The organism is Halomonas sp. TG39a (assembly GCF_000744395.1).
Taxonomy (GTDB): domain Bacteria; phylum Pseudomonadota; class Gammaproteobacteria; order Pseudomonadales; family Halomonadaceae; genus Vreelandella; species Vreelandella ventosae_B.
The window spans coordinates 272107-289721 of record NZ_JQLV01000002.1; the positions used below are offsets into that span (position 1 = coordinate 272107).

18 protein-coding genes are annotated in these 17615 nt (G+C 50.4%); 9 read left to right on the forward strand and 9 right to left on the reverse strand.

Annotation, left to right across the window (positions count from 1 at the left end; genetic code table 11):
• Positions 1-49: 49 nt before the first annotated feature.
• The 4 genes from U738_RS19320 to U738_RS19340 form a co-directional block, all read right to left on the reverse strand.
• Positions 50-1534: a hypothetical protein gene (locus U738_RS19320; RefSeq protein WP_035584302.1), complete on the reverse strand. Its 1485-nt coding sequence runs from the start codon at positions 1532-1534 to the stop codon at positions 50-52.
• Between the two features lie 553 nt (positions 1535-2087).
• Positions 2088-5711, reverse strand: a complete 3624-nt coding sequence (locus tag U738_RS19325; protein ID WP_035584305.1) for an SIR2 family protein — start codon at positions 5709-5711, stop codon at positions 2088-2090.
• A gap of 372 nt (positions 5712-6083) precedes the next feature.
• A complete protein-coding gene (locus U738_RS19335; protein ID WP_035584312.1) occupies positions 6084-6446 on the reverse strand; it encodes a hypothetical protein in 363 nt (120 codons plus the stop codon).
• 12 nt (positions 6447-6458) lie between these two features.
• Positions 6459-6800 (reverse strand): hypothetical protein, encoded by a 342-nt coding sequence (locus U738_RS19340; protein WP_035584315.1) that lies wholly within the window; start codon positions 6798-6800, stop codon positions 6459-6461.
• Between the two features lie 753 nt (positions 6801-7553).
• On the opposite strand from U738_RS19340, the gene U738_RS19350 reads away from it, so the two are divergent.
• The 4 genes from U738_RS19350 to U738_RS19365 all read left to right on the forward strand — a co-directional run bounded on the left by U738_RS19350 (position 7554) and on the right by U738_RS19365 (position 9259).
• Positions 7554-7835, forward strand: a complete 282-nt coding sequence (locus U738_RS19350; RefSeq protein ID WP_035584318.1) for a hypothetical protein — start codon at positions 7554-7556, stop codon at positions 7833-7835.
• Positions 7836-7898: 63 nt separating this feature from the next.
• Positions 7899-8147, forward strand: coding sequence for a helix-turn-helix domain-containing protein (locus U738_RS19355; RefSeq protein WP_035584320.1), 249 nt, complete (start codon positions 7899-7901; stop codon positions 8145-8147).
• Between the two features lie 44 nt (positions 8148-8191).
• On the forward strand, positions 8192-8560 hold the full coding sequence (locus U738_RS19360; protein WP_152561161.1) for a hypothetical protein: 369 nt from the start codon (positions 8192-8194) through the stop codon (positions 8558-8560).
• 57 nt (positions 8561-8617) lie between these two features.
• A complete protein-coding gene (locus U738_RS19365; protein WP_035584326.1) occupies positions 8618-9259 on the forward strand; it encodes a hypothetical protein in 642 nt (213 codons plus the stop codon).
• 69 nt (positions 9260-9328) lie between these two features.
• Here the strand turns inward: U738_RS19365 and U738_RS19370 are convergent, their stop codons facing one another.
• Positions 9329-10114: an SOS response-associated peptidase gene (locus tag U738_RS19370; RefSeq protein WP_327050270.1), complete on the reverse strand. Its 786-nt coding sequence runs from the start codon at positions 10112-10114 to the stop codon at positions 9329-9331.
• A 120-nt stretch (positions 10115-10234) separates the two neighbouring features.
• Between U738_RS19370 and U738_RS19375 the strand changes: the two genes are divergently transcribed.
• Complete coding sequence (locus U738_RS19375; RefSeq protein WP_035584330.1) at positions 10235-10552, forward strand: hypothetical protein; 318 nt, start codon at positions 10235-10237, stop codon at positions 10550-10552.
• A gap of 39 nt (positions 10553-10591) precedes the next feature.
• Here the strand turns inward: U738_RS19375 and U738_RS22735 are convergent, their stop codons facing one another.
• The 3 genes from U738_RS22735 to U738_RS22740 all read right to left on the reverse strand — a co-directional run bounded on the left by U738_RS22735 (position 10592) and on the right by U738_RS22740 (position 12565).
• The gene (locus U738_RS22735) at positions 10592-11509 is read right to left on the reverse strand and encodes a hypothetical protein (RefSeq protein ID WP_051912824.1); all 918 of its coding nucleotides are present in this window, start codon (positions 11507-11509) and stop codon (positions 10592-10594) included.
• A 6-nt stretch (positions 11510-11515) separates the two neighbouring features.
• Positions 11516-12106, reverse strand: a complete 591-nt coding sequence (locus U738_RS19385) for a competence protein CoiA family protein (protein ID WP_035584332.1) — start codon at positions 12104-12106, stop codon at positions 11516-11518.
• Between the two features lie 93 nt (positions 12107-12199).
• The gene (locus tag U738_RS22740) at positions 12200-12565 is read right to left on the reverse strand and encodes a DUF7673 family protein (RefSeq protein WP_051912825.1); all 366 of its coding nucleotides are present in this window, start codon (positions 12563-12565) and stop codon (positions 12200-12202) included.
• 561 nt (positions 12566-13126) lie between these two features.
• Between U738_RS22740 and U738_RS19395 the strand changes: the two genes are divergently transcribed.
• Positions 13127-13834: a LuxR family transcriptional regulator gene (locus U738_RS19395; protein WP_035584334.1), complete on the forward strand. Its 708-nt coding sequence runs from the start codon at positions 13127-13129 to the stop codon at positions 13832-13834.
• Between the two features lie 10 nt (positions 13835-13844).
• On the opposite strand, the gene U738_RS23845 is transcribed toward U738_RS19395, so the two are convergent.
• Entirely contained in the window at positions 13845-14474 is a 630-nt protein-coding gene (locus tag U738_RS23845; RefSeq protein ID WP_035584336.1) for an acyl-homoserine-lactone synthase, read from the reverse strand.
• A gap of 257 nt (positions 14475-14731) precedes the next feature.
• Here U738_RS23845 and U738_RS19405 point away from each other — a divergent pair, with 257 nt between their 5' ends.
• The 3 genes from U738_RS19405 to U738_RS19415 are packed head-to-tail and all read left to right on the forward strand — an operon-like array spanning position 14732 to position 17615.
• Complete coding sequence (locus U738_RS19405) at positions 14732-15874, forward strand: homocitrate synthase/isopropylmalate synthase family protein (protein ID WP_035584339.1); 1143 nt, start codon at positions 14732-14734, stop codon at positions 15872-15874.
• Positions 15871-17103, forward strand: a complete 1233-nt coding sequence (locus U738_RS19410) for a 3-isopropylmalate dehydratase large subunit (protein WP_035584342.1) — start codon at positions 15871-15873, stop codon at positions 17101-17103. The genes U738_RS19405 and U738_RS19410 overlap by 4 nt, the downstream gene beginning before the upstream one ends.
• Positions 17100-17615: a LeuD/DmdB family oxidoreductase small subunit gene (locus U738_RS19415; RefSeq protein ID WP_050713290.1), complete on the forward strand. Its 516-nt coding sequence runs from the start codon at positions 17100-17102 to the stop codon at positions 17613-17615. The genes U738_RS19410 and U738_RS19415 overlap by 4 nt, the downstream gene beginning before the upstream one ends.

Consider the following 17615-nt stretch of genomic DNA (forward strand, 5'->3'; position numbering starts at 1 on the left):
AATTTGAAGAGGTTTTCTGATCTTTATCAAGCAATCCTCATGTGGTCATCTATGGCAAAAAATGTTGTTCGAATGTGTTGAGCAATGCTTTATCGTTCAAACCCTTGACCAAGGTACGTAGCGCATCGCCCTCTACTACTAAGAGTTCGAATTTTTTTGCATTGGCGAGCCGCGTCCTTTCCACCCTCTCCTGAGCCTGTGTGGACAACGCCCCGCTAGTCCAAAGTTCAAAACGAGGAAGCGGATCTGACCACCCAAGTCTTTGAAGATGATGACGCACACGAGTAATCCGTGTAGTCAACCACACCCCTACAGCATCATCGTCAACGAAGGTGTCGGGTGCGACCCCTTTGCATTCGATCATTTGGGCTGTGATACCTTCGTTTAGATGATAAACGTCCACCTCTGCATCGCCGTCTGCACCCTTGCATATCTTATTCAACTTAACTTGTCCCGCTGCTGTTTTGCGTACCACCTCGGCCACTAATAACTCGAAGAAAGCGCCCCGCATGTTGCCGACAGCACCTTCAAGTTTACCGAACGTAGAGAAAAGTTGATCAAACTTAACAGGTTCGACGACACCCTTGGCAGCTTTCTTGAGCGTTTGAATAAGTTCACGAAAGCCAATGGCAATGTCTTCTCCGAATAGAGATTTTGGGGTGGCTGGCATAATGCCAGCCGATCGCAAGGCTCTGAATGCATCCTCATCGTAGCTATGTGCCACCATAATAAACATGGTCCGCCCGATATTTTTGAGCGCATTTAGTGACCGTACTTTATGCAAGAAAGGTTCGACATGTGTAAGCTGCGCGTGGTCGATCAATAATATATCGCATACTACGTAGCCTGGCTTAATCCCTTCATCCTTCTGTCGAGTTATTACGGATGTTAGGTAGCTTGGAGCAGTCAAATCCCAGTTAAAGGTGCCAACACGAGGCATCTCCGACTCACGTGTCCGAACAGAGTTGTAACTCACCATAGCCAATCTTCGCAGCCATTCTCGAACACTATCCAATAAGATGCTCTCTGCGATGAGACGAGATCGGGTAGCAGCCGCTAGTTTATCCAATTGGTTCTGATAACGTTCATACGTCTCCTTGGTCATCACGCATAGCCCCAGCCCAGGCAAGGTTTCCTCGACTAAAACGTTCGCGGAGATCATACGATCCAACAATGTTTTTGCGGAGATTTGCTTTCTCTGAGCAACAGGCGCACCACATGCGCCTTTAAAATGTTCCAGTGGCACGGCGCCACGTGCCTGAACGGCCCCTAAGGCGCGTGCATAGGGTCCGTTTGCTTTGAATATAGCTTCATAAAGATTTTCCCAATACCGTGGAGACGCGAAGTCGTCTTCGTGATAAAGAAATTTTGCCCTTCTGCCGAAAGGAAGATGTGCTAGCCGCTTTATCCGCACGCCACCTCGGCTTACGCGCTGACGCGCCGCCTGTTGAGACAACCCCTTATGGGTTACTAAGTAGTCTGTCAGGTCCGTGCTCAAGCAAGGACCAAGAGTTTTCAGGGTATCGGCTAACATGTGTCAGATTCCAATGTCACAGAGCGCTATTTATAACATTCCACTACGTGGTGGAACCGTCTTTTTTGATGATGATGCAAACATGTTTAAAATCAATTTCTTAAATGCTATAAAAGTTATTGGTAATACGGTTCTGTCACAGTGGTGATGTGATCATAGTCTTAATAGGGCCACTTCCTCGACTACAACAGCCCTAGAACTAACCGTTGTAGTGTAAATAGCTGTGCCACATTCAGCGGCTTATCGGCGGCTTCAAATCCGTTTTTATCTGCCGTTGTTTCTTGCTCCTGGCGCCAGCCAGGCTGCCCAGGCGTAATTGCAGATGGTTGATAACCTTGCCGCCTGCTGGTTGTGGCGAGGCCAGTAGCGGATACCTTTCAGTCCCCTTCCCTGGCTAGGGGAAGGCGGGTCTCCCCGCCCTACCTCAATCCGAACCACCTCCCTCAGGCCCAAAGGCGCCAGCAGGCATTTTAAGTTCTGCCCTGCCGGTAGAAGGATCGGCAGTGTGTAGTCCTGGTGGCGGCTTACCTAATACCGTTTTGCGTGTGGTTGATCATTCATATCGGACAGTACGCTGGTTTAGCCATTGAAAACGCCTATCCACCTCAATATTAGGTTGAGCTTCGATGAGTCGGTCTAATATCTGGTGGGCGTTATATAGATCTCCGGTGCTACCCACACCAAACAATTTCCAAAGTAGAGCCAGCGTTTCGCTGGGAAAATTCTCGGGGATTTGCGTCTTAGAGATTGTATGTGTGACATGTTGATTTTCAGATATTTCAAGATAAGGCTGCAGCATATTAAGGGCTTCTGGGAAGGCTTCTCCTGAATTTACGGCCAAGTCTGCAAAATGGGGAGTTAGCTCCCTCTCACGCAGCATCCGCTCGCGAGGCCAGACTTTCGCGAGTAATGGCCCTATGTAGCTGCGCCATGCTGTGGATGGGTCTCCCTTGAACTGATAGGTGATCCATTGATTCAGGAATTTTGCGGCACCCACGCGCAACGCTGGTGGGCCACTGCGCAGAGCCTCAGCGACGTCCGTTAGCATGATGCCCCAGTCCGCAGACTCTGAATCTCCACTTACAATAGACAGCGCGGGCGAAATAATCCTGGCCGCAACAGTAGGGGCACTCCCTTGGCTATCGACCTCAGTAACTCCACGAAGGATATGCTTGCTGAACGCTCGATAAGCGGGCCGCGATAGGCGCCCATGCACTACCATGACCGATCGCAACGCCACGGCTTCGCTCGTATCTCCTCTAAGAGCCATTTCAAGCGGTTTGTTGATCTGCTCTTCATCAAGCGAGTCAACAAAAGCCGCGTTCTCAACAAGTATTGCACGCGCCATCACCCCCTGTCGGCCCTCGGCTGAAGCAGCTTGGGTGATCGCGTTAATAAGCTCCAGGTTGATTGGCTCGCCTGATTGCTTGTGTTCACTGATGTCACTTAAAGCCGCAATTGTCAGACGCCCCCCGGGTGAATTGATCGCTTCATCAATGAGATCATTACCCAACTCAAAGGGAGTCGAATCGTTATTCACTGCAATGTCGAATAGCCTCGGCCACCATTTGATAACTGTAGACTCAGGTCGCCGTTGAGCACTGCCATAAAGGTTTGCGAGGGGATTAATAACTAGCGCGAGGAATTCGTTGGTTGCTGGCTCTAAAGCTGAAAAAATGCTCGATACAAGTTGATTGCGGCTCTGATCGCTCTCCTCTTTAGCAGTAGACAAGGTTTCGATTAAACCGCTCCAAAGTAAGGCATTCGGCTCGTCGAGTTCTTCTTGCGTTAGCGTGTCGTACGCGCCATGGGGATCGGCTTGGCAATAGGCTCTCCAGCCCAGTTGCTGCTCTATGTCTTGGCTGTGCATAGCTTTGCGTGCGATTTCAATTCGATCTGTGTCTGAAGCGTCCATTATCGGCTGAGCGTCACCCTTGACCAATCGCACTCCAGATGAGTATGAATCAAAAAAATCTTGGTCATCGATTTCCCGAGCAAGATAATCGCGCCGCCTCTTAATTTCCTCTAACTCGGCCGCACCCGCATCGGAAAGTCTGCCAGCAACGGCTAGCATATTGAGCCGCAGCCACACGGCGGTATCGAGAGCATGAACTCGCCAGTCGGCTTGCCCTGCCTCTATTTCGTAGCGATCGAAGTAATTCTGACCTTCGGTCAGAATACGGTGTTCTATGAGGGCTAACGAATCCGCATCGGCATCCGCTGAGCGGTCTCGCAAGACGAGGGCAAGTTCGCGGCGCAACGTCCAGAAATCGGCGAGCGTAAGAGCCATTAGCCCTTCAATTGCTTCATTTGCAGTGAATAACTTGTTGTTACGCAACGCATGGAGCCAAAGTCGGGTGCCGAGCTGGCCTGGCATCGTTGGCCACACGTCAACAAGATTTCGGGTAGTAAGGCAATCCGCGTCAGCCGCTTCAGGGAGTTTGCTGGCGAGTAGTTGTACGAGGTAGATCAATCCGTCTCGATGAGCATTTTGTGGGTGTGGCTCGATAGAGGGTACGTTACTACTGCTTCTGTCAAAGTCTTCGCTGATGTCGCCGATGTCGAGCGAGAGCCTAGCTACGGACGCTAGTTGTGCGGTTGCAATAGACATAATGACCTGAGGCTGTGGAAACTCGATAAGAGCATTCATTAGCCTTTCCGCGCCGACTTCATCTCGCAATCGAAGATATGGCCAGGCTAGCTGATTAATCCTTTCTGGTGTCTCAGGATCGGGTTCAGTGTAAAAGCTGGTGAGTTTTGGTCTCAGCTCGAGAACAGGCCTAAGAAGCCTAACAGCCCGCTCCAAGTCGTCATTAAGCACTACTGCACTTTGGAGCACTTGTACGAGCATAAAGGACGGCATCGCTTCATCGGATTGGTTGTTCGGTCTAGGCTCGCTGATTGATAGCAAACGCCACGCACGTACCCAGAACTCAGGGAGCGCTTGAGGCTGCTGAAGGCGGCGAGAGATCTCATGTGCGAACGGCTTCCCCAGCTTCCTTAACCATTCTATCGCCAACTGAAATCGGTCAGCTGATTGGAAATCAAGAGCGACCCACGCAGCAAGAATCCGCGGCGCCTCTTCATCACTCCATAGCTTGCGATCAGCTAAAAAATCGAACCAATCTGCATCCTCAATCGTTTTAATGGCAACCCACCAAAGGTCGCGATGTCCGCGATACAGCCAAGCTATACGATCTAGCTCAAGGGGATCGGCTTCAGCAAAGGGTTTGCCGAGAATTTCGCGTGCCCATTGTTGACGTGTCACACTGGGGCGCTCGATCACATCTGCAAGCCTTTCAAGATCGCGCCATAGAACGCTGTGATTTTCAGCCTTAGTCTCAGGCTCAATATGATATTTATAGGCGATAGGTTCTACTGCCAAGGCCTCCCAGCGAGTATCGACTTTCTTGTCCTCGGTTACCGCTTCAAGGGCATAAACTTTATGCAAGTCTGGAAAACGTTGGCGGTCAGCTTCAAGCACATTCAGAAAATATCTTACTGGTGCATCACCAGCACGATACCCAGCCAAGACGACTGTCTTGCATCGGCACAGATCAAAGAGGAATCGTGACGCCCATCCAGCACGCATGTACGCCTCACCATAATCTGAGCTTGTCATAACTAATGGTGTCGCACTGAGCCCGAGCTCTTCATTCTCGATGCGGCCGTGAAGGTGGATAATCCCACCAAAATTTGCATTGCCTGGTGGCGGGAGATCTTGCCCAGCGAAACTAAGCGATATTATTTGCTCTGGGTCTTCTTGCTCCGATAGTGCCTGTTCAAGCAATGTATCGAAATTTGTGGTGATGATTAATGGTTGGTTATTGAGATTGCGTGACAACTTCAGGATGGTGTGGTGGTGGCTAAGATCATGATCAATTTGCGGACCAAGCAAGTCCATGATCGTTCTTTCCAACTCGGCTGGATCGACAATTCTACGACTGGCTGATCCCAGCACTTCCTCGTACCGTCCATCCTTATAAGATTGATTTTCTGAAGCGCTCATGTTTAAGCGAAGACGCGCAAAGCACTCATCAACCAACGCCTTAAAGGTGGGGAGTTGGGGGGCGCTGATGCCAGCACCACACAGGAACACAACGTCACCAGCGAACATGGCATTTACCAAGTGGCCTGGGAACGCTGGGCCTTCATTGGAAAACTTTAGGCTCTCCATCTGCATCTCCTCCCCCGCTAGTTTCGTAGCAGGCTATCATGCAGATAAGCATACCTATTATTTTTTTCCTAAGTGGTCAGTAACCACTTGTCTCTCTGGGACAAATTCAACGCCGCAATTTTGTTGGCAGATCGCCAGTAGTGCACCACTTCGGCCTTATTGCCTGGGGCACTGACCGTATAGAAAGCGCGTGTCTGGATCTTAATGATGCGCTTTATGGGTTCCACTTCTAGCAAGAGGGTCACCCGGCCTTTCAAAGATCGTTGATGTTTCGCATGCGTAACAATTTGGTTAGCCAGGATACATACACTGAGAGCTATGGCTGGCTGCACAGAAGTGGAGGCCTTTGTACGGTGTCTTAATTTCCGATCGTTATTGGGTGGCGGGCAGAATGCTCCCTAACCAAGCAATGACACGCAACCGCTCTCGATCTGTCAGACGGCCTAGCTGCCCTCGCAATTCATCGGCAGCCATTCCAAGAGCGCCCTCCCGGGTCTGGGCAAATTTGCCCCACTTCGGCAACGGCCTGTATCCGCTCTCGCTGCCGTTTGAAGAGTTGATCGATACTGCCCACATCCACCGGCCCTCATGGGGCTCAAGCTGGATTCGTGCCAGCGCCAGCTCCATTTCCTTAGTCCCTCCGAGAGCTATCATCCGCTGAGTACGCATGATTGCCATGTCGTTCGCGTTCAAATCGGCGTTGAACAACATATCCAGTTGAATTTCAGCAAGCATGTCTCCCCCTTGCTAGCAAACGAACAGAGTGCTGGTGCCTGCCAGGAATGAAATAGCAGTCACCACCATGCCAATAATCGTCATTACAAGATTGCAACGCTTGGCTTTTGGCAATTCGCGAAACCCCTTGTCCCAGCCGCTATCGTTAACGGTTTGATAAGCGGGAAGGAGGATAGACAACATAGTCGCGCCAGAAAGCAAAGAGGCCTTGGGGTTTATAGTGAAGACAAAAAACACCACTAAAATGGCAAATAAAGTGATGTAGAACAAAAAGTGAGTCATGAGAGGCATTACCGTTTCCGCAAATGTTTTTTTGCTGTCAGGCATGTTTTTGGTGTGCTTCTTGGTGGTCATCTATTCGGTTCCTTTTTTTCTTTGGTCAGTTGATGCGGGCGTTCCCAGGGATAGGGCGTCGATCGGCATGGTTTTCAGCAGGCTATTCCCCCCTAGGTCTTTCCCAAAGTTACAGCGGACCTGGATGCCTGCAGGAGTGCTCCAGTGGCGGACTACTGTGGCTTTATTGCCAGGCGCGCTGTCCGCATAGAAATAGCGTGTTTGAACCTGTAGGCCACGCTTCAGGGTTTCCGGCAGGACTGCAGGCGAATTAAGCGGTGGGTATATGCTATGGCTGTTCATGGTTGATACCTGACCATTGGTTAGCGTTTAGAGGCGCTTTACGATGTCGTTACGAGTCTCGGAGGTCGCCATAATGCGGCCCGTTTTATGCCACCGCTCAGCTGTACCGCATTCCGAATAGTGCCCCACACAGTTCAAGTCATGCCGTGCTGAAGTGCGTTCAATAGTAACCCGCTCCCCGCCGCGAGTGAGATAGTCACCAGGCCCTTCAATGATTGTTGGTAGCGAGAAGAGTGGAATGAAGTAAATGGACATTTTGGCTCCCAATAAGGCGTCGTTGACTAAGCAACCTCATAATAGTGTGCAAAGAACACTTTTTTAATAATCGATTGGGCTGCGGTAGATTGCTCGGGGCATACTCTACCCTTGCCTACATGGGCTATGGTTTGCGCTGTTTGACGATTGGTTAGTATTGAATTGGTGTGCATTGCACATTAAACTGTCAACAGTACCTATGAAAACGGAGGCCTCATGGCGTCAACCGTGCAGCTCGAGACAATCAAGGAGCATCCAGAGATCCAGCGGCTGATTCGTGACAATGAGTTCATTGCCCAACTGGAGCCCTGGTCTGTCGTGGAGATACACCAAGCGGTCGATGTGCTGGTGGGTATCGACCTCGACTTGCGTGACTCCTCGCTGTTTGGCGATCTGCTTGCGCACTTCAACCAGGACAGCTGCCCTGCTCTACCTGATACGTTCGACCGAGAGAGTGCCAGGGATCGCGCTAGACGCTGTTGGGGCTTAGAGGCCTAGTAAGCGTCATCCAAGAACTAGCGCTGCTGGCATTAGCCTGTGGCGATATATAGAGAGACATTCATGAGCACTTCCGAGACACCAACGAATGAAGCCCTCCGTCAGCTTATGGAGAGGCATGGCTTGAACCAGACCCATGTGGCCACCCTGACTGGGTACAGCGTGGAGACGGTGAAGGGTTGGTTCGCCTCGCCTGGCTCGACCCGCTACCGTGCTGTGCGCAAACCCGTATTGGAGTCGGTGCGCCGCGCCATTGAGCTAGGTGAGCACTACAAGCTGGATGGGGTAAAGATTCCTAAGGCGAAGAGCTAAGGCTGACAGACATGGAGTTGAATGAGATGCCCTCGGAGACATCTATGACTACAGGCAACAGGGCAATTCAGATCGACCTTGAGTACACGGCCGATCGCAAGTGCGTGATGCGCCTGGTGGCAGTCGTGAACCAAGATGGTCGACTGCAGACAGAAGAGATATATGGCTATTCAAAGGAACGTAGCGACCTTGGCGAGTTATTGACTCTCTACCCTCTCCTGCTCACAGACGTGAACAAGGGCTGCCGTTGCTACCAGGCAGAGTGGAGTCACGGCGATTCCACTGAGACTTTTATCGACTTCCTTGACCGGCCCTTAGCAGAGGGGCAGGAAATTGAACGTGTCGACACCTCCGAAGGTGTGCCGGAGCGCTCGGTTTATGCCATCACTTCGATTACGCCCTGGGTGGGGTAGGCTGATAATCGGGAGGAAGCAGCACGCGATTTTTTAGAATGGGGAGTATCCAGCAGTATGATGAAAAGTATTTTGATTGACGCCTGTGTCGCAAGGCTTGAAGGCTTTAGAAAGTACACGGAGGAGCTGGATGCCAAGTTCCAAAGTGACAAACGAGCGATTGTCGAATCTTATGACTTGTCGCCAGATAACTACGGTCAGGATGAGGACGAATACAACGATATAATCGAGTTTATATCCGACGATATACACGAGATAGAAAATACTTTCATTGACACATTTAGGAAGTCGACCCTCGTATCTCTTTACTCATTCCTTGAAAGGCAGATGCACCAACTGTGTAAGCGAGTTGATAAGAAGAACAGCTTGCCGATCGCGGTGACTGACCTGAGAGGTGAAGGGGTTGTTCGGTCTAAAATGTACCTAGAAAAAATGGTCAGCGTAGACTTCAGTTCTGGCGGCATGAACGCTCTTTGGAGCGCTATTAGTGATTTGAATAAACTGAGAAACCAGATTGTTCACGAAGAGGGATATGTGAAAAGCACTACCCCCCCTTCGACTATAGAGAACATTGTAAACAATACTCCTGACCTCGGTTATGGTTGGAACAACCAGATCAAGGTCGAGATGAATTATATAGACTCAACTATCAAGACTATTGAGCGGTTTTTGTCTAATCTTTACAATCAAGCTCTTTAAGCCATGACCTGAACTATTACCCGCTAAACATGCCAGCATTGCTGAGCCCTTGAGTATCAAGCCAAGCCCTTAGGGCCTGGGCTCAGCCTGCAGTCGATCCGCTGGATACTGCCGCATGAACGCCTTGCTCTCTGCCGCTGGCGCTGTCAGCCAGTCCTTGAGCGCCCCGTTCGGCAAGACAACCACCATCCTCTTCTCGCTCCCCTGACGGTGGTAGTTTCGCATCAGGGGATGAACGTCGGCGTTTACCGTGAGCATCGAGTAACTATGCACAGTCTCACCGTCTGGGTTGGTCCATTTCTCCCATAGACCGGCAATACTCATGAGGCCACCATCTGCCCGAGTAATTCGAGTCGGGACCGCCTTCCCAGAGCGCCAATCGGGCTCGTAGATCGACGTCGCGGGGATAATGCAGTGCTGCCCCTGGCGCCACGCAGAACGGAATGACGGCTTGCTATCGGCCGTTTCCGATCGCGCATTGTAGGTTCTCCGCGCCAGCTTGGTGTCCTTTGCCCAAAACGGCAGTAGGCCAAACATCCCAGTCAGTGCCTCCACAGAGGGAGCGGCCTCGTCATCGGGATCGCTTGCCTGGGGCGCTCGGAGAAATGGGCCGATGTACCCTGGCCAGAGTTCGCTTTGCATCCCCTGATCTGGCGCAACGCCAAAGGCATGCATCAGCTGATCGGCATCAGGCGCCTCGTATCGACTACACATATCCCCTCCCCCTGGTGGGCCGCATTGAGCTGTTAATGTAAGAAATAACTGCCAATCGAGGGATTGTCGAATAACACACCGCGAGCTGCCGATCGCTGGTAGCTCGACAAGGACTGATTGCCGGTGTGCGCTTAAATGCATTGCAAAAAGTGTGCATTGCACACTACAATGGAGGCATAACCTAAGCGGCAGGTTGGTAGGTCGCCACGTTGCCACCGAACATATCGAGACCAGGGTAAGCCAATGACTGAATACTCAAGCATGACCGGATCAGATAAGCGCCAACACCTCATCGAGCTGGTGGTGAGCGATTTCATCGCCCAAGACTCTGACCCGCGGGAAACCACTGCCGAGGATATGCTCACTGGGATGTCAGAAGGTCTGCACTGGGATGCCCTGGATGCTGATACCCACATCGATGACGAGCTGGCTGATGCCGGTCAGCTCATTAGGCAAGTGTTCACCGAGTATTGCCTGGTCAAGGATGCGCTCGAGGGCAAAGCAATCGCTGACGGTGCTCTAATCAAGGTCTATACGGACGCCGAGGCCAAAGCTGAATCTCAATTCCTTTCTGCCTGAGCACCCCACTTCCAGCTCCGTAGCCGGCCTTTGAGCCGGCTATTCGCGTAAGCGCCAGCTGGCGGCAGGCTTGAGGGTCAGCGTAAGCTCATCCAGCTCGGCTGCCCGCAGCTGGATCATGTTGAAATTGTCCAATTCCGCAACGAATTCTGCGATCGCAGCCAGCGGCCGTGGCAGCTGCCCAAGTGCAGTGATCGCGGGGTCGTCTTCAAGCACTTGGTAGTATCGAGCCGTAGTCAGCAACTGCTCGGCGCGGTGAAGTGCGACGACAGGCCGGTATCCGAATTCAACGAGGCAGCGCTCGATGTCTTGGATGGCGATCCAGGTCTGTCGTTGAAGGTTCTCCCGGGTATAAACCGCCCCCAGGAAGGCCGCTAGTTTCCACTCCCGGGCAGGCACCCCGAACATCCAGTCGTACTCGGTGCGTGTCTCGATCGCGGCAGGGATGGGCTCCAGGTCCATCCTGTAGATGTCTCTTTGGACATGGCGCCGTGCCAGTGGTAGGCAGAGCCGTGATGACGCTGGCGCCGTGGCCAGGTGGCTTTCGATACGCTGGCAGGCCGCTGATAGTTCCCTGGCAAGCTGGCGCATGCTTTCCAAGTCGAGTTGCTGGCGCTCGTCAGCCCAGGATTCCTGTCGCCGTTTCCGTTCGGCCTCGGCCCTTGCCTTGGCTTCCCGCTGGCGAGTTGCCTCGGCCTCTCGTTGTCGGGCATCAGCCTCTTTTCGAGCCTTTTCTCGCGCCAGCCGCTGCTCCACCTCCCATTGGCGCTTCTGCTCGGCTTGCTTCTCAGCTTGTGCCTGAAAGTAGGCCTCCCTCTGGGCATAGCGTTCGCGCTGGCGCTGTTCCTCGCGCTCCCGGGCAGCCTTTGCCTGAGCGATTCGGTTGTTGGCCCGCTCGATCTGCTGCTGGAGCCTGGGGCGCAGTTTCTCCTGCTCTGCGTGGATCTTGGGATTCACGATCCATTAGGCCCGGTGGTAGTTAAAGACATGCTCCTCGAGGTCAGCTGGGATCAGGTCACGCGGTATATCCCCCAGGTCGATTTCGATGCAGCGCAGGCCACGGCTTTCGAGTCGCTGCAGTTTTTCGGCGTCGATGTAATGGGTGACGGCCACCTCAACCAGGATCTCTACCTGGCCCAGGGTCACGATCAAATCAGGGCGGATGTCACCCAGGCTGAACTCGAGCTTCGCGTCATCCACGGATTGCCGATCGCAGCCGGGAAAAATAACCTTGGATTCGGTGTGCTTGTAGCCATCGGTATCCATTCCCTCGATCTGCGCTAGAAGCAGGGGGATGGGCGCTTCCTTACGATCAGCGATCAGCTGTTTCGCTGCCAGGTGTATGCCCGTTTCAGCCCCGCCAGCGCATGGGCGTATGCCCGGGGCGTGTGCGAAGTAGTGGCGAACGATCTTGCCCATCTTGGCGATCAGCTGCGTTCTGCACTCTGGGCAGACACAGCCGCAACGATCACCGCGTTCGGCCGGGGTCAACTGGCTGATATGTACCAGCCGGTCCTGGCGAAGCCCGTAGGGAATTTTTGCGCTGTATGTCATGAGCTGGCGCCAAGCGATGCCGCACTACCTGAAGATGCTCGGTAGCTGTCTCCTGGAAAGGGAGGGGGTAGGGCTTGTATGGGACATATGCGGCTAGGGCTCTCGTTCAATGTCGGCGAGCTGCTGCATGAAGCGGTCGCCGTCAGGCAGATACTCAAACAGCTCAGCATCGGCATAGGTCGACCATTCGATGACCGTAAGCGCATCAGCGATGAGGTCAGCATCCAGCCTACGTAGCCGGGTCAAATCGAGGGGCCAGGCTTCCCCGTTATAGGTGGCCAGCAGTATGCGTCGGATATGGTGTGGCTGGTGGGTATATCCCAAGGCATTGGCGGCCAAGCGCTGGAGAGCAGGTAGGCCGCGGTCTTGTATCTCAATCTTGCGGGGCTCAAAGGCATCAACTTTTTCGTGTGCCTGCCTGGCGTGGTCAGAGAGTTGCTTGGAGTCCGGTGTCGTCATCTTGGGCCTGTTTAAAGTCTGGTTTGGCGAGCCGTGTATGGACATGGCCATGTTGCCTGGCTTACGGAACAAAATTTAGGTTCCATGTAGCTCCCCGTCTTCGGTAATTACAAGCGGCGGTATAGCCTATATGAAAGAATGAAAGCCTAACAATTGGCACATTGATGGCGAACGCGCCAAATGCATACACGCGGCCATGCTCGAGCTTACCAGACTGCGCTGAGTAGGCATGCCCTGCGCACTTCAATTGGAACACTTGATGGTGGATTCATTGGATGGAAGCCATGAGACACGCTAGACTTCCTTTAGATATGCATAACATGTACCTCCGATGTGGCTAGGTGATCGCCAGTAAATGTTCTAGGGTGGCTTGGGAAATAGCCTGAATTACCGAACGACAGGGACATTGTTAAATAGTTGAGCAGGGCGAGACGTAGTTAACTTACAGATGAAAGGCTCAAATCGCGCTAGATTTTTGTAGTCAGAGATTATTTGCAAAGTTGAACGCAACTAGAGTTATTTTAGACAAACCCTAAAACAATCAAACAATAAGGGATTAAAATGATTAAGGATAAAGAAGCCATCCTGCAGGAGGTTAAAAACACTCTTTCAAGAGATGATTGTAGCTGGTATTCGGAGGTGCTTTCATGGGCCTTCGCAAAGCTCAGCATCCCTTATTTTAGCTATGTTTGCATATATCGACATGAAACCCAGCACAGCAAGGCTGTTATCGAAGGTAACTATCCTCACGAATGGGTCGAGAAATATCGCCAAAGCAATTTATATCAAAAGGACCCTGTAATAAAAACCGCATCGCGAAGCTCGATACCTTTTTGCTGGACGGAGCATCATCTGTATCAGGACGCTATCTTTAAAGAATCAAGTGCTTATGGAATAGAACAAGGCTATTCAATACCGATACATGAACCAGGGGTCTCCTTTGGATTGGTTAACTTTGCAGCGCCAAGTGACCATGATAAAGTAAAAACGCTGGTCGAACGAGAGTTGGAAACTTTCATATATTTAGCCCATCTCTCGCATATGTATAGACCAAATTATATGATGCCAACGAAAAATAAAATACTCACAGAAAGGGAGAGTGAGTGCTTGTACTGGGCTTCAATGGGAAAGACATATGCCGAAGTTGGCATGATATTAGGGATAACAGAGAGAACGGTTAAATATCATATTAACGTCTCAGCCACAAAGCTAAATGCATGCAATGTAAGACAGGCACTAACTGCAGCTATTAAAAATAACGAAATATAAGTTGCATAGGTTAATACATTTCATAGGACAACTTACTATGTATGGCTTCGGTACAGGGTAATAAGACATAGAGTATAGGCTCGCCGAAGGCTGCTACATCCTTGTTAAGCATTCGGTGTTCCCAACCAGATTGCCTCAAAACCCTACTCATTGCAGGAACTATAGCTGCTTCATATTGAGAGATTTCATTATTAATGCCAAACTCAACCATACTTTTGAATATTGAAATTGTGCGGAGATCGATCCCAAACCTGTTTCTATGAGGGGATGAATTACTCGCTGAATACTTTTTAAGGCAAAACCTGCTAGCCTCCCAAGTTACAGCCGATATGGAGGGTTCTAAATAGCTTGGCCGAACATAGCTTAAGGCACCAGTAAAAAGCGTGGCCTTAGAGGACGAGCGAAGCCTAACACAACCACTTAAAATGCCATCGCTCATAGTATAAATATAGTATGAGTCTGAGTTGTCATATTCGTCTTTCTCTGAATTCCCACCATTATAACTTACAATATTCCATTTCAAGCGATCGATAAAGACGTGCTTCCTTAATTTATAAAGTTGCTTGAGAGTCGACTCATCAAGATCGTTGTAGTGGCTCGTATGGACAGAAAACGACTCTAATTGTTGTCTGGCAAGCACAGGTAATACCTCATATTAGGTCTTAAGTAAACCGATAACCTATCATTCTTTATAGAAGTGAGTAGGTGCCGGCGTGGTGTTGTTTAAAACAAAAAAGTAAGTTTTTCCATATTTTGACTATTGCCAAGCACGAGCCTAGGTAAGCCATTTTAGATACGCCACTGTCTGAAAGGACAGTGGCGTACCGATGTGGCTGTGCTAAAACTCAGAACTGCATGACGAAAAAATGACAACTTAAGGTACAGAGGAATTATGCCATGATGCGTCACGATATTATATTAGAAGACACTAGCCTCCGAGATGGTGAGCAGGCACCAGGGGTAGCATTTTCAAAAGAGGTAAAACTTCAGTTATTCAATAAACTTATCGAGGCTGGAGTAAAGTGGATCGAGCCTGGCATACCTGCAATGGGTGGTGAGGAGGTAGAAACCCTGAAAGAAATGCTCGAACGGAGGGATGAAGTAACACTGATTGGATGGAACAGGGGTATCAAGGAAGACATAGCATTCTCGATAGACTTGGGTTTCAAGGCTGTTCACATAGGCCTGCCAACTTCTACTAACCACTTAAAAGGGAGTATTGGTAAAGATAGAGTATGGCTCATTGAGAAGGTCTCAGACCTTATTAAATATGCCAAGGATAGAGGCGTTTTTGTATCGATTAGCGCAGAAGACGTAGGCCGAACGGAAATACCCTTCTTGCAGGAGTATGCAATAGCAATAACTGAAGCAGGAGCAGACCGTCTGCGGTTATCAGATACCATCGGAATTTTAGGGCCAGAAGAGTATGCCAGGCGCGTTGATGCAGTAGGACAAGTCTCTTCTATAGATACTCAATGCCATTGCCATAATGATTTCGGGCTTGCAGTTGCTAACACGATTTCCGGCCTTCGTGCTGGCGCACGTTACTTTCATGTTTGCGTTAATGCAATGGGTGAGCGAGCCGGGATGCCCGACATGGCTCAAATGGTCCTAGCACTGAAACATCTATATGGGCGTGACTTAGGAATGGACACCACGAAGCTCAAGGAGCTGTCCGAACAAGTAGCAGTAGCCAGCAAACAGCCTATCCCAGCTTGGCAACCTGTTGTAGGAGATAATGTATTTGCGCATGAATCGGGTATACATGTTAACGGAATGTTGAAGGATACTTCCACCTTTGAGCCGTTCACACCCGAAGAGGTAGGAAATAAGAGACGCTATGTGATCGGTAAGCATTCAGGCCGTGCAACGTTACGCAGTGTGCTTGAGCAGAATAGTATCACCATTAGAGAAGAAGTGCTGTCTGCCTGCCTTGCTAGAGTACGCACTGAGTCAACTCGACAGGGTTCGCAAATTGAGCCAGCACAGCTTCTGAGCTTATATCGGGAACTGGACCAGAAGGCGGAGGCAACAAAATGAACTCACCATTCGTCGAGGAGGTCATTGCCAAGCATGCGGACCGAGACAGCATACATGAAGGTGAGCTAGTCACCGCTCGTGTGGATCGCGTCTATCTCCAAGACGGAAACTCCCCAACCATAAGCAAATTGTTCAAAAAACACGGGTTTTCGGATGTGTTTGATCAAGAACACGTAGGGGTGTTTTTTGATCATTCGGTGTTGTCTCCAGACAAACACATTGCTGCCCGACTCCGTGAAGCAGAGGAATTTGCAGAATCGCTCGGAGTACAGGTCTTTAGGGCTGGAGAGGGAATAAGCCATGTGGTGGCTCTTGAGCAAGGATGGTATGAGCCTGGAACAATTGTTATAGGTTCCGATTCGCATACATGTACAGGCGGAGCAACGCAGTGCCTTGCACTTGGTATGGGAGCATCAGATTGTGCGGCTGCCATGGTTACAGGGGAAACTTGGTTAAAGGTCCCAGGAACAGTCTGGCTAGATATTAAAGGTAGACCCGCAGCAAGCGCACGAGCACGGGATGTGGTCATGCATGTACTAGCGGAACTTGGCCAGTACCCTTTCATGTACAAATCCATCGAGTGGGTGGGACCATGGGCGGAGGATTTAAGCCTGGATTCATGCGCAAGTGTGGCCAACCTAGGGGTTGAGATGGGCGCCAAATGTTCGTTTCTGCCTCAAGGCAAGGATCGACCGAATGGTATGGTTTCCCTACATAAGCCAGAAGATGGGGATCCTCGATTACATAGGTTCAATATCGAGGGTTTACCACCGATGATTTCAAAGCCAAATTCACCTGGAAACAGTGTTCCCCTAGATGAGTGCGCTGGATTAAAGATTAACTACGTATTTATTGGAACTTGTACAAACGGGCGTTTGGAGGACATAGCAGAAGCTGCTTCCGTACTCGCACAGGGTAAGGTGCGCCAAAAAGTACACTGCCTAGTCACTCCGGGATCACAAAAAGTATATCTTGAGGCTCTGGAAAAAGGCTATATCGCTACGTTAATGCGAGCCGGAGCGATTATTTCGCCTCCTGGTTGCAGTGCCTGCCTGGGAACACAAGGAAGCATACCTGCTTCCGGTGATAGAGTTTTATCTACTATGAATCGAAATTTTCTAGGCAGGATGGGAAATCCCGAAGCAGAAATCTTCTTGGCATCTCCTTTGGTAGCTGCGCATACCGCTATAAAAGGGGAAATACCAAATAGTACGGAACTAGTCTCATGAAAGAAATATTAAATTTACGGGTGCGTAGAATTGAGCAGACCATATCAACAGATGACATTATCCCGGGTAGATACAAACACATGTATACCGATGCAAAAGAACTTGCTAAACATGTATTTGAAAACGCGATACCGGGGTTTGCTGTGACTCTTCAGGAGCGAGACGTTATCTGCTGCAGTGATACGTTTGGTATAGGTAGCTCAAGGGAACAGGCAGTGAGTTCACTTCTAGCTGCCGGTGTGATAGCTGTGATAGCGCCAAGCTTTGGAAGGATCTTCTTTCGCAACGCATGGAATCTTGGGCTGATTGCGCTCGAGATTCCTAGCCCATCCTTTGCTGAAAAGGAAACTGTAAACCTCGACTTGATAAAGGGTGAAATCGCCGGTAATAGTGAAACCATAAATTTTCAGCCACCTCCAGAGAAAATGCTGGAAATGGTAGAACAGGGCGGGCTTCTTGCGATGCTCGAAAAGCGACTGGCAACTAAGCCGACAATAATTTTATCTAATTAA